At 39.2% G+C, this 13,457-nt stretch carries 12 protein-coding genes; 11 read left to right on the forward strand and 1 reads right to left on the reverse strand.

Annotated features, from left to right (window positions below):
- Nucleotides 1-22 precede the first annotated feature (22 nt).
- From IGI67_RS20550 to IGI67_RS20585, 8 genes are all read left to right on the forward strand, one after another.
- Entirely contained in the window at nt 23-691 is a 669-nt protein-coding gene (locus tag IGI67_RS20550) for a response regulator transcription factor (RefSeq protein ID WP_207108966.1), read from the forward strand.
- A complete protein-coding gene (locus IGI67_RS20555; protein WP_207108968.1) occupies nt 675-2,036 on the forward strand; it encodes a sensor histidine kinase in 1,362 nt (453 codons plus the stop codon). The genes IGI67_RS20550 and IGI67_RS20555 overlap by 17 nt, the downstream gene beginning before the upstream one ends.
- The gene (locus IGI67_RS20560) at nt 2,033-2,644 is read left to right on the forward strand and encodes a hypothetical protein (RefSeq protein ID WP_207108969.1); all 612 of its coding nucleotides are present in this window, start codon (nt 2,033-2,035) and stop codon (nt 2,642-2,644) included. Before IGI67_RS20555 ends, IGI67_RS20560 begins: the two co-directional genes overlap by 4 nt.
- A gap of 288 nt (nt 2,645-2,932) precedes the next feature.
- On the forward strand, nt 2,933-3,901 hold the full coding sequence (locus tag IGI67_RS20565) for an SIS domain-containing protein (RefSeq protein ID WP_207108970.1): 969 nt from the start codon (nt 2,933-2,935) through the stop codon (nt 3,899-3,901).
- A 14-nt stretch (nt 3,902-3,915) separates the two neighbouring features.
- Nucleotides 3,916-4,731: a fructoselysine 6-kinase gene (locus tag IGI67_RS20570; RefSeq protein ID WP_207108972.1), complete on the forward strand. Its 816-nt coding sequence runs from the start codon at nt 3,916-3,918 to the stop codon at nt 4,729-4,731.
- Nucleotides 4,732-4,799: 68 nt separating this feature from the next.
- A complete protein-coding gene (locus IGI67_RS20575; protein WP_207108974.1) occupies nt 4,800-5,510 on the forward strand; it encodes a GntR family transcriptional regulator in 711 nt (236 codons plus the stop codon).
- A gap of 25 nt (nt 5,511-5,535) precedes the next feature.
- The gene (locus IGI67_RS20580) at nt 5,536-7,038 is read left to right on the forward strand and encodes an amidohydrolase family protein (RefSeq protein ID WP_429959089.1); all 1,503 of its coding nucleotides are present in this window, start codon (nt 5,536-5,538) and stop codon (nt 7,036-7,038) included.
- Nucleotides 7,039-7,078: 40 nt separating this feature from the next.
- Complete coding sequence (locus IGI67_RS20585) at nt 7,079-8,479, forward strand: YfcC family protein (protein ID WP_429959090.1); 1,401 nt, start codon at nt 7,079-7,081, stop codon at nt 8,477-8,479.
- A 201-nt stretch (nt 8,480-8,680) separates the two neighbouring features.
- Here the strand turns inward: IGI67_RS20585 and IGI67_RS20590 are convergent, their stop codons facing one another.
- Entirely contained in the window at nt 8,681-9,679 is a 999-nt protein-coding gene (locus IGI67_RS20590; RefSeq protein WP_429959091.1) for a hypothetical protein, read from the reverse strand.
- Between the two features lie 332 nt (nt 9,680-10,011).
- Between IGI67_RS20590 and IGI67_RS20595 the strand changes: the two genes are divergently transcribed.
- The 3 genes from IGI67_RS20595 (at nt 10,012) to IGI67_RS20605 (ending at nt 13,449) form a co-directional block, all read left to right on the forward strand.
- Nucleotides 10,012-10,167: a hypothetical protein gene (locus tag IGI67_RS20595; RefSeq protein ID WP_429959092.1), complete on the forward strand. Its 156-nt coding sequence runs from the start codon at nt 10,012-10,014 to the stop codon at nt 10,165-10,167.
- Nucleotides 10,168-10,516: 349 nt separating this feature from the next.
- Complete coding sequence (locus tag IGI67_RS20600; protein ID WP_207108981.1) at nt 10,517-12,076, forward strand: PTS transporter subunit EIIC; 1,560 nt, start codon at nt 10,517-10,519, stop codon at nt 12,074-12,076.
- Nucleotides 12,077-12,111: 35 nt separating this feature from the next.
- Nucleotides 12,112-13,449, forward strand: a complete 1,338-nt coding sequence (locus IGI67_RS20605) for a 6-phospho-alpha-glucosidase (RefSeq protein WP_429959093.1) — start codon at nt 12,112-12,114, stop codon at nt 13,447-13,449.
- Nucleotides 13,450-13,457: the final 8 nt, after the last annotated feature.

The raw sequence follows: 13,457 nt of genomic DNA on the forward strand, positions 1-13,457 counted from the left end.
TAATAGATGAGGACAATGACAGATGAAAAAAATTTTATTGGTAGACGATTCAGTTGAATTTTGCAACTTCATGCAGGAATTCTTGGAAACACATGGTTTTGAAGTGATTACTGCACAAGACCCTTTAACAGGAATCACCCTTTTTCGTAAATCAATGGTGGATCTAGTTATTACCGATCTAAAAATGGGGGAAATCGACGGCATACAATTTATGACGTTGATTCAAGAATCTTATCCAGAAGCAAAGGTCATTATTTTGACTAGTTCCGAAAGTGAAGAAGATGAGTTTCGCGGTCTAGATCTTAAGGCAGATGAATATTTGAAAAAAGGAACTTCGTTGAAGATTATCTTGAAACGGATCGTGCGTGTTTTAGAGCAAGAAAACAAGGATTCTGAGGAAGTTCTATTTAGCAAGAGGGAGAACTTGACGATTAAAAAACGGACACGACAGGTCTATAAGAACAACGAGCTAGTCGCTTTGACTAGAAAAGAATACGATTTATTGGTGCTGTTTCTTCGGAATAAAAATCGAGTATTGTCTCGCGAAGTCATTTTTCGAAGTGTCTGGAATAAGGAGAGTGAGCTAGTTGATTCACGGGTAATCGCGACACACGTGAAGCAGATTCGGGCGAAGCTATCACTTATAAGTCTTTACAATATCAGAGGTGTTGGGTATGAGTGGACAGAATAATCGAAAATTTAAGGTTGTAGTGGCATTATATGGTTTTTTAATCGGAATCATCGTGCTGCTTTTTCTGCTTTATCCGACAATCTACAATCGCTTTGAAAAACAGCGGCAGGACCAAACAATGACGAAAGTGGAGACAATTCTAAAGAAGGATAAAAATGTTTCAAAAAAATTGGAAGCAACAACAAAGGAATCTGCAATAGAATTGATAGTCTTAAAAAATCATCGTTTAGTCTACGAATCTCTTCCGCTTCAGGGAAAACTATCCGACATAAAGAAATTTGTCAGAAAAGAGAATTTAGTTTTTCAAAAGACCTATAAGTATAGAGATTATGCTATCTGGATTGCCTTTCATCCGCAAAAAGTCCAAAGTCAATTTAATTGGCTGGTCGCCTTTATTTGTCTGCTAGTCACTTTGCTGGTGGTTTTGATTATTCTGGCTGTTTACTTTATCTATGGTCAGCTTTTACAGCCCTTAAGAAAGCTTCGCGAGAGTATTCTGGCATTGAAGAAATTCAATTTTGATCAGGCGATTTTAATTACTGATTATAAAGATGAAAACGGCTTGTTAGCTGATCTTAGTACGTTTTCAAAGGAACTAAAAAGTAATATCGATGAGATTGGAACAAAGTTTACAGAGCTCGAATTGAAGCTTCAAGAAGAACAGGATTTAAGCCTATATAAGGAAAAGCTGGTTAATTCGTTGATTCATGATCTCAAGACCCCATTGAGTATTATGATCATGTCGGTGGAAATGCTATTAGAAAATAAAACGATTCCTAAATCAGCAAAGAATCAATTAGAGGAGCTGCTCGAGCGGGAAAACACGATGCTGACAAGCATCAATGATATTTTGAAAGCTTCAAACCAGCAGGTTGAACTTATGCCTGAAACGACTATAGATTTAATCCCAATCATTCGAGAGTCACTCAATAATTTCCAAATACTAATTAAAAATAAAGGCTTATTTTGTGAAATCAACATGCCGCAGAGTATCAGCCTGCAAATTTCTAAGATAGAGGCGGAACAGCTGCTGCACAATGTTCTATCAAACGTCATTAATTACTCGCCAGAAGATGCAGAATTTACTCTAGATATTGATGAAAAAGAGGATCAACTAATTCTGACGGTTTCTAATGAGGCAGAGGATTTGGAGCAAATTGACTTTGAGCATGTATTTGATTTATTTTACCATTCTCAAACAGCGAAAAATGAGTTTAGTACGGGCTTAGGCATGTATACAATTGCGGCGATCGTTCAAAAAAATAAAGGAGATTACACCTTCTATCCGAAAGACGGAAAAGTCTATTTGACAATCCAATTACCTTTAAAGGGTGACGTATCATGAAGAAAAGAGTGATCATACTATGTTTGTTTTTCAGCTGTTGGTTGTTTCCGCAAGAAAGCTTTTCTGAGACGACGCTGCCTAACGAACCGGGAACTTACCCAGTCAAAACAAGCTATGTTGAGGATGGAAAAGAGCTGCAAAAAATCATTTATGTCACTGTAAAAAGTGAGGATACTGTAATCGTTGGCGATGTTGCGATTGATGCAAAAGACTTTTTAATGACTGTTGACCAGGCGAAGAGACTTACCGCAAAACAAGCGATCAATTACAGTGAGGCTAAGGCTTGGAGTACGATTGATGGCTCAGAAAAGGTGATCACAACGGTTGATTTGTCTAGTATTCGCCCAGAAACTGGTGTGTATCAAGCTGCTTTTTCAACAAACGAAGGGGTGACAAAGATAGTAAACGTGACAGTAGACGAGCCGCTATTAGGCAATCGTGAGTTGAACAATTACCAAAATAAATTTGTCTCAAGCTCTTGGCGTTTTCTGTTGACATTAGGCTTTTTATTAGTGCTTATTTTGCTGACACCATTAGTGATCGTTCTCTTTTCTTCTAGAAATATCGTTCAGGTCATCAACGAATTGATTGAGATTTTTTCCAAGTAAATTTTTTTGACCTCGAAGCTCAAAAAAGTTCAATAAACTACATTAAATGTTTAGATAAACGCGATTCGCCAAAAAAGAATGCTAGGTTAGCTGAGTTCAATCATCGTTTTTACTTGATGGTTGGGCTTTTTTATATGGAGTGAATATGAAACAAAACTCTTTAGTAATAAAAATGTATGACACTAGAAAAATATTTTTGAAAAATAGATTGACTTTCTATTCGCAAGAAATTAATATATGAGTATACATAACGTCATATAACGTTATAACTAAAAGGAGGATTTTTTGATGGATGTGAACAAAGTAGTTGCTGAAATAGTTAAGAAGAATGGAGGAGAGCTATCAGGAATATATTTCGTTGCTTGTGGTGGTTCATTAGTGGATATGTATGTTGCAGATTATTTTATGAAAGCAGAAGTTTTGAAAGCGGGTACAGGTCTATACACTGCTAATGAGTTTGTTCAAGTTGTTCCTAAACGTTTGGACGAACATTCTGTAGTCATTCTTTGCTCTCATGGCGGCAATACGCCAGAATCTGTTGCAGCAGGAGAAGTTGCACAAAAAAGAGGTGCAATTACTATTGGTTTGACTCATAATAAGCATGCTGAGCTGTTGAAAGTTTCGGATTATAGTTTCTTATACGAATGGGGCGATGGAGCGAAGGTTTTGAATAATCCTATGGCAATTATTTTGGATTTGACCGTTTCATTAGTTAATGCGACAGAAGGGTATTCCTCATATGATAAATTCCGTGAAGGCATGACGATTATTGACACAGTTGTAGATAATGCGAAAAAACAAGTGCAGGATCGTATTAAGGTTTTTGCAGATAAGTATCAGGAAGAAACAATGTATTACATTTTAGGAAGCGGACCAAGTTATGGCCACGCCTATGGATTTTCGATTTGTTCATTAATGGAGATGCAATGGTTAGATTCAACTTCGGTTCATTCGGGCGAATTTTTCCACGGCCCATTTGAAGTGACAGACAAAGATACGATGTTTATCTTGTTAATGAGTCAAGGACGCACACGACCTCTTGATGAGCGGGCAAAAGTGTTCCTTGATAAATATGCTGAAAAAGTAGAAGTTGTCGACGCTAAGGAGTTGGGCTTAGATTTGATTCCAGACGAGGTTTCCGAATTTTTCAATCCTATTCTGTTTTATAGTGTATTGTCAGAATATCGCTCAGCTTTAGCTAATAATCGAAATCATGATCTGGATGTTCGTCGGTACATGGGAAAAGTTGAATACTAATAGGAGGAAGAAGCATGAAAGTTTTAGGTTTAGGAGACAATGTTGTTGATAAATATGTAAACCTTGCAATCATGTATCCTGGAGGAAACGCGTTGAATTTTGCTGTCTTTGCCAAAAAACTTGGTCAAGACAGCAGCTTCATGGGTGTTTTCGGTTCGGATGCAGAAGGGACACATGTTTTATCAGCTATTAAGGATTTAGAAATTGAATATAGTCATTCTCGTTTTCAAAATGGAGAGAATGGGTGCGCGCGAGTAGAGATAAAAGAGGGTGACCGCATTTTTTTAGGTAGTAATGAAGGCGGTGTCACACGTGAACATCCTATCCAACTCTCACAAGATGACCGTGATTATTTAAACCAATTTGCATTGATTCATATGGGACTATACAGCCATGTCAATCACTTACTGGAGGAACTGACAGAGGTTAGAGGAAAAATCTCATATGACTTTTCAGATGATTTTACTGAGGAGGATATTTTACGAGCAATCAATAAGGTAGATTTTGGCTTCTTCTCAGTTAGTGATTTATCAGATGTAGAAACGAAAGAATTTTTAAAAAAGTATTTCTCCTCTAAAAATGAAGTACTAGTTGCTACTAGAGGTGATAAAGCAGCTATCGCTTACGATGGGAACCAATATTTTGAAGTCCTTCCAGTTTTAAGAGAACCTGTGGATACAATGGCTGCGGGAGATTCTTTCTTGACCGCATTTTTGATTCACTATCTTAAAGGAAATGACATTGCCTCAGCGATGAAGTGCGGCAATGAGTTCGCGGGTGAATCATGCATGGTTGAAGGCTCTTTTGGCTATGGAGTTTCTTACGAGTAGCTTGTTTTATCAAAAGGCATTTGATACTCTAACTAGGAGACATAACCTAGAAAAGTGAGGACTATTCCATGTTAGATGCAGATGCACAATTACCTTTATATACACAATTAAAAGAAATAATTAAAAGTAAAATTCGAGACGGAGAATACAAGGAAAATGAAAAGATTCCACCTGAGCCAGAATTGACGGAAATTTATTCTGTTAGTCGGATTACAGTCCGTAGAGCGATCCAAGACTTGGTAAAAGAAGGCTATTTGATTAAAAAGCAAGGGAAGGGAACCTTTGTAAGCCAGCATAAGGTTTTTCGGAAAATCGAGTATGTGATTGGTTTCAGTGAAAGCTGTCTAGCCAATGGTTTCACACCGTCTAGCGAGCTTTTAGAACGAAAGGTTATTCCCGCGACTGCTGAGATTGCTAAGAAGCTGCAATTGAATGTAGGGGATGAGGTCATTTATACTCAAAGGAAGCGTATGGCGGACGGTACGCCAATTTTATTGGAAAATAATTATTTCGATAAAAAACGTTTTGCCTCATTAATGACGTCTGATTTGACGGGCTCTCTTTACCAAATTTTGGCTAAGCAAGATATTATGGCAATTAACCCAGGTGAGACGACGCTTGAAATGGCGATCGCAGATGACCAATTAGCAAAAGTAATGGAGGTTGGAATCGGCACCCCATTTTTCTACGTGAATACACTGATTAATGATCAAAATGAACGACCTGTTCACGTGGGGCATCAATATTATTTGAGCGAAGTCTACAAGTTCAGTCTATAATTTTCCGTTAATAGGAGTGAGTGAGATGCGCAAGATACTTCGTTCAAAATATATTTTTGATGGAGAAAATTCTCCTTTTAAGGGATATATTGCATTTGAAGGGGATACGATCAAAGAAATAGAGAAAGATTGGTCCTATCAACATTTAGTGGATGAACACACAAACGTTTTGGAATATGATGACTATTTTATTATGCCGGGCATACATGATAATCATGTCTTTTTCAGCGGATATCTAAGTATGCACGCTGGAATTGATCTAACAGAAGCAAATTCTGAATTAGAGGCTCTGGAACAGATCGAAGCAGCCCTTGAGCAAGCAGAAGATGTTCCTATCTATGCTTATGGCTGGTCACCGCAAGCTTTTGGCACATTGCCTACCGAGGAATCATTAAACCAGCTTCATTATGATGGGCCTATTACTGCCATTGCAAAGGATCGATCCTATTGCTGGATGAATCAGCAGGCGAAACAACGGTACGGATTCGATGAAACCGAGACGAGTGCGGAAAGTCGTTTTCGTCTTATCAAGGAAATGCTGGCTAATGAGGATTTGCTGCAAACTGTTTATCAAAAGTTTGAGCAATTGCTGCTTTCTAGAGGAGTCGTTTCGATCAAGGAAATTGTTTTCGATGACGCTGAGTTCCTGAAGAAAATCAATACGCGAAAATTGGCGACTCATTTTTATATTCAATCGGTTGAACGTCCCATTTCAACAACATTAGTAGAGCAGTATAAGGCAGAAGATTTTCCCGTTAAAGTTGCTTTTGGGGGAGTAAAAATAATGGTGGATGGTGTTGTCGCCGATGAAACAGGCGACATTACCGGAGAATATGCTTCAGGAAAAAAAGGGCCGGAAATCGACTATCAATTCATCGCAAATGAAGTTGATAAATGGAATCAAAAAGGTATTCCTTGCTGTCTAACTACAGAAGGGGATAGGGCTGGGCTTAAGGCTGCCAAAATGCTTAGTCATTTCGGTAAGCGCTTACCTAAAGACGTATGGAATTCCATCAGTGATTTAGAAATGATTACTCAGGAAATGACTCAAGAAATGGTGGAAGGCAGGGTAGTTGCGGAAATCTATCCTCAAATATTAGGATTGAATCCTTCTTATCAGGAGGCTTACATGCCAGAAATTATAGCAGGAGCGGAAGGAGCCTTCTTTAATTATCAATTGTTGCGTTCAGCCGATATTCAAGTAACAAGTGGGACTGATTTGCCGCTTTTTATAACCAATTTACCGGAATCAATCATGCGTGCTTGTTTTCGTCGTTTTCCAAAAGGTCAAGAAACATGGCAGTATGAGAAGGGGCTCTCTGTGCTAGAGCTGTTGCAAAGCTTTACTAAAAATGGCTTTTTGGTTAACGGAGAAGAGCGCTATGGCGTTCTTCAGCCAGGAAAATCAGCCACATTTGCCATTTTTGATCGAGATTTGACCCAAGGGGATTATGAAGAAGTCGCGGCTGCTGAGACGATAATGACCTATATAGATGGTTCTGTCGTATATGAAAAAGTGTTACCTTAAATATAACGTTATGATACGATATAAGGAGTGTTAAATAAGTATGGAACTCAAGAAAAGTAAGTTTGTTTTTCCCCATAGCTACACGTTGATTTTTCTCTTAATTATTATAGCTGCCTTATTAACCTGGTTTATTCCAAGCGGACAATTCAAAACAGTCGTTGAAAACATCAACGGGATGGAAAAAACAACGGTTGTGCCAGGCACCTATCATCAGATCGATAAGGCTGGCTATGGGCAAGGAATTGGAGCGATTTTAGAAGCTCCAGCAGCAGGGGTAATTAATGCAGTAGAAGTAGTTGCCTTTGTTTTAATTGTTGGCGGAGCTTTTGGGATTATTTTAAAAACTGGAGCGGTAGATAGAGGACTATTTACTTTAGCTCAGTCACTTGGTGATAAAGGGATATTGGTTATTCCGCTATCCATGATCCTATTTAGCTTAGGCGGGTCTACTTTTGGGATGAGTGAGGAAGTCATTCCATTGTTTGCTGTTTTTGTTTCCCTGATGTTTTCATTGGGCTTTGACTCAATGACAGCTATTCTTATTCTATTTTTAGGGACTCAGGCTGGGTACATCGGTTCAACAATCAATCCATTCAATGTTTTGATTGCTCAAGGGGTGGCTGATGTTCATGGAAACCCGCTGTTAATCTATCGCGTGATTTGTTGGGCAGTGATAACAATGATTTCGATCCTATTTACTATGCAATATGCTAGAAAGGTCAAAGCAAATCCTGAATCGTCCATTGTTTATAAAAATGACCAAAAGGTGAAGCATAAATTCCAGAATTTTGAAATAGATCAGCCGTTTAGTACGAGTGATAAATGGATCATTGGCGGATTTATTTTCGGCTTAATGATTATGATCTGGGGAATTATTTCCCAAGGCTGGTACATGGTCGAAATTTCAGCGTTGTTTGTAGGATTAGGACTTTATGCCGGAATCGTTGCTAGATTTAATCAAAAGCAGATTGCTGAAGCATTTGTTGATGGATGTGCCGATTTTGCTTATGCAGCAGTAATCATTGGACTTGCACGTGGTGTCTTAGTTATTTTGGAAAACGGGATGATTATTGATACTATTTTGAACTGTTTAGCCAATTTATTAGGTGGTTTGCCTAAATTTATGTTTTCAGCTATTTTATTGATTGCTCAAATAATTGTTACTTTTTTTGTCCCATCTTCATCAGGAGCTGCTGCATTAACGATGCCGGTAATGGCACCATTGGCAGATTTAGTCCATATCAATCGTGATGTAGTCGTACTGAGTAATCAATTCGGCAATGGCTTAATGAATCTGATTTCTCCAACAGGTGGTGTTTTATTAGCTGGTCTAGCAATTGCTGAAATCAATTTTTCTAAATGGTTGAAAGTTGGATCGAAAATTTTTGTCATTTTATTAGTTGCTTCGGCAGTATTACTTTATATCGCTACACTACTATAGAAATAACTTGACTCCTCTTGCAGATGTTGTATCTCAAGGGGAGATTTTACGCCTATATTTCGCTTATTTAGGAAGTGCTTTTCAGCAAAAGAGTCTTTAATTTATTAAATGGCTACTCACCGTTTCTTATCTTCTTCAAAAATAGCAGGGGTAGTCAATAGCTCCCAATAGAATATCTAGCTTACAGCTAAAAAAACATTCTTATTTCTTTCTTCCCAAGAATTTATTGACCCTATTTTTCCATTTTCGTTTATCTCGTTCTTCTTGGATCTTCTCTTTGCTTTTGCCATAATGTTTATCGGATGTATCCACTTTTTCCGAAGGTGTTTTCGTTTTTTTACTTGATTTGGCGCCATTGGACTCCCCAGAAGGCTCTTTTTCTTTTGGTTGAGTCGGCGGTGCTTCGCTTGGGAGCGGAGAGAGCGTATCTGTCTCTTGGCGGTTCAGTGTGTTTGAATCGGAACCGCGGGATGACTGAGCGTGAGCGGTTTTGCTGGCAGCTGCTTTTGATGTCGGTTTTGATTTGCGAGGTTGTTCCTCTGCAACAGCTGTTTCTTGAACAGATACCTCTGGCTCTGCTTGAACGGCTTCGTGTTCTGCATCGATACAGCCTTTTTTGCTTTTGAATTTCACGTATTCGGCAAAGCGGCGGATGCCTGAGGAGCGGAAGATCGTCAAGGTAGTCAAAATGCCCAAGACTTTGGCGGTTTCTTCTTCGGAACGCACTTGCTTCGTATCACGGAGCGTCCATGTATGGCGTTTCCCATTGGCATCTTTAAAAATCGACACAAGATCGAATTGAAATTCGGCTATTTCATGAGTTTCAAGGCTCTTCTTTTCTAATAGCTTTTTATACAAACAAGTTTCCTTGGTAAATTGTTGATACTCTTCATCACTAGAAAATAAGCGCTGAATCACGGTTTGCCATTCTTCTAGTGAAAAGAAATGGTCAAAGTAGACACAGTGCCGGCGTAAGGTATCATTTGGTGCCGCCTTCAAAAAAATTTGACGGATCATTTCGCTTAGCGGCTGAAGGGAAAAATCCCCCACACAAAGCGCGTGACGAAAGAGAATCGCCACAAGGTATTCCACTACTTCTGCTGCCTGCTGTGTTTGTTCAAAATAACGAAGAACCCTTTTCATCAATGTTTCTTTCTTCATTCCAAAAATTTGTCTTGACTCAAGTTTCACTACATCCATTTTTTGTACCCCCATCTTGATCATTATTTAACCCCTGTAATCGTTTCCAATTTATTTAGTTAAAATAGTAGCGTTTGATAACGAATTTGTAAATAGAAAACGGGAATACTTTTTTTCTTTACTATCTGTTAAATAGTTTAATAGTAAGGTCAATAGAGACTTTCACCGTAAAAAATAGCTTGATATGATGTTTTTAAAATAACTAAATGATGATTTTTGTGGCAGGAGGATCAAAGGTTGAAACGTTTATTTATTTTTTTCACTTTTTTATCTGTTGCCAAGTAATCTATCTGATTATAATTATTTTGAAAAAAAATGGATCGTTGTTCATAATGAATGAAAAACTCTTGTGGCAGGACTATTCTTTGAGAGGGCAAACGCTGCTGGAAGTGGGACGAGGGCCAAGAGGAGCTACAACTCGTTTTTTAGCCATTGAACAAAAACGTTTTGAGAATTTTATTATCGGTTCTGTTTGTATTTCAGTATGAACAAGCTCACAAACTTGAAATTGTTTGACTTGAAGTCGCAACATGGTAGGGCTATTCCAATAGTTTGTACTTGAGGTGAAAGATTATGAAGAAGCTGCTGAGAGAAGAGCCGATGGTATAAAGAGAAGCTTCGCCTTTTGAGATTAAAAAATCGTCTCAAAAGGTTTTTTTGTACTTGAAACAAAATCTAATATAAAAGACTTGTTATTAAAAATCGGCTTCTCTGCTTCTTGGTTCCTACCTTTGGACTTAGGTCCAAAGGTTCAAGGAAATATTGTAACTGGTTTCAAAAGTTGGTAGTCTAAGGTCAAGAGATACGTATACTCAATAAAGTGAATGGAGAGAGATGATGAAAAATAAATTTTCTCAAACAATGCAGGACTTTTCTAGAGCAGTAATCGTTCCAGTGAAGTTTATGGCGGTAATGGGGTTGTTTTTAGCAGTTTCTGTTATTTTACAATTGGAATTCATGCCGAATGTGCTGCAAACGTTTGGTGGTCTAATCAAAACAATGATGGACAGCATGTTAAACAATTTGGCATTGATCTTTTGTGTGGGGATCTCAGCATCTTTAGCTAAGAAGAAAAAGGTTGAGGCAGCTCTTATTTCATTGATCGCGTTTTTATTCTTTTTAGCTGCGAATAATGCATGGTTGACCTTGACCAATCAGTTGGCTGAGGCTGGCGAAATGGGTCTTTTTGGTACCGGTCAGGCCGTTGTACTAGGGTTTCAGGTTGTTGATATGAATGTCTTTTTAGGAATGCTGGTTGGCTGTATCGTAGCGTTTATTCACAACCGCTTTTCAGATAAGGAGTTTGTGGACTTTTTAAGTATTTATGGCGGGTCTCGTTTTTCCTTTATGATTTTGATTCCAGTTATTTTAGTTACTGCGATCGGCATGAGCTATATTTGGCCGGTAGTGAATAGTTGGATTTCTTCATTATCAGGCTTCATTTTAACGACTGGCTTGTTGGGTGTTTTCATCTATTCATTTGGCAATCGTTTCTTAATTCCGACAGGTTTGCATCATTTACTGTGGATGCCGTTTTGCTTTACTGCTTTAGGAGGAACGGCCAAAATCGGCGGACAGGTTTATAACGGGGCAGCCAATATTTTTTACGCGGAAATGGCGAATGCGGGCTCTATCACGAGTTTAGACCCATCTTTACGGTTTGCGACTTTCGGATTTGTAAAAATATTTGGTTCGATCGCAGTGGCTTTGGCGATCATCCATTGTGCTAAGAAGCACCGCAAGGAAGAGGTAAAGGGAATGATTTTACCGTCAATGTTTGTGGCGGCTGTGGCAGGGATCACGGAGCCGTTAGATTTCTCATTCCTGTTTGCTTCTCCATTATTGTGGCTGGTTCACAGCTTGATGACAGCTGTTTCTGAAACGATTCTTTGGGGAATCGGAGCAAGAACGTATATGCTGTATGGATTGATCGATACGTTCGTCTCGAATTCGGTCTTCAGTCCTTCAGTCACCAAATTTTACTTAGTAATCATCGTTGGAATCATCATGTCAGTTATCTGGTATTTTGTTTTTGTTTTACTGATCAATAAATTGAACATCAAAACACCGGGCAGAGAAGACGAGCTTGCAGAAGAAGCTGTTTTGCCAAACGACGCGACTGGAGCCGCAGCTGTTAGCGGAAGCAATGGCAATGATTTTGATTTAGTTGTTGGCGGCTTAGGTGGAAAAGAAAACATCGAGAGCATCTCAAACTGCTTCACTAGATTACGAGTGACGGTCAAGGATGAGGCATTAGTAGATTCTGCCCAATTAGAGAAAATTTCTCAGCAAAAGGGTGTCGTGCTAAATGGGACGAATGTCCAAGTCATCATCGGCATGGGTGTTCAAGGATTTAAAGAGGATATCTGTGAAAGATTAGGTATAAGTGAATCATAGAAATTTAGAAACTTGAAACTGAAAGGAAGATTAGGATGAAGTTGGAAAAACAGTCAGTTGTAATAGCAGGAGGAGGCAGTACCTATACTGCGGGAATCGTCATGATGCTGATTGAAAATCAGGATAAGTTCCCTTTGCGCAAGCTGAAATTTTACGATAATGATAAAGAGCGTCAGGATATTGTCGCAAAGGCTTGCGAGGTGATCGTCAAAGAACGGGCACCAGAGATTGAATTTTTGGCAACGACGGATCCCAAAGAGGCATTTACCGATATTGATTTCGTGATGGCGCATATTCGCGTCGGCGGATTAGCTATGCGTGAAAAAGACGAAAAAATCCCATTGAAATACGGTGTTTTAGGTCAGGAAACCTGCGGCCCTGGCGGAATGGCGTATGGCATGCGCTCTATTCCAGGAGTGGTGGAATTAATCGACTATATGGAGAAATATTCACCAGATGCTTGGATGCTTAATTATTCCAATCCAGCGGCAATCGTAGCGGAAGCGACACGAAGAATGCGGCCAAATGCCAAAATCATCAATATTTGCGATATGCCTGTCGCGATCAAAAAATCCATCGCTGACATTGTTGGGTTAGAAAGCGAAAGTGACATTGTTGATCGGTATTATGGATTGAATCACTTTGGCTGGTGGACGGAAATGACAGATAAGCAGGGCAATGATTTAATGCCAAAATTAAAAGAGCATGTGGCTAAATATGGATATGCTGCAGCGGAAGGCGAAGGCAATCCGTTATTGGAAGAAACTAGCTGGATGGATACTTTCCAGAAGGTAAAAGATGTTTATGCGGTCGATCCAACAACAGTGCCTAATACGTATCTAAAATACTACCTATATCCGGACTACGTTGTGGCCCACGCAGATCCTAATTATACTCGGGCGAATGAGGTAATGGATAACCGCGAGAAAAATGTTTTCGCTGAATGCGAACGCATCGCGGCGGCTCAAACGGCAGAGGATACGACGATCGAAGCTGGCGAGCACGCGGAGTTTATCGTTCAATTGGCTGGTGCCTTAGCCTATAATACGTATGAACGGATGCTGCTGATCGTCAAAAATGAAGGAGCAATCGCTAATTTGGATGATGATGCGATGGTTGAGGTTCCTTGTATTGTCAGCAAGCGCGGCTATGAACCGTTATGTATGGGTAAAATTCCGCATTTCCAAAAAGGAATGATCGAGCAGCAGGTTGCTGTCGAAAAATTAGTGGTCGACGCGTTTGAAGAAAAATCGTATCAAAAGTTATGGCAGGCAATGACGCTGTCCAAGACGGTTCCTTCAGCAGCAGTCGCTAAACAAATCCTAGATGAAATGATTGAAGCAAACGGTGACTGGTGGCCAGAATTGAACTAATTTCTGCC

Source organism: Enterococcus sp. AZ196 (assembly GCF_050498845.1).
GTDB lineage: Bacteria > Bacillota > Bacilli > Lactobacillales > Enterococcaceae > Enterococcus_A > Enterococcus_A murrayae.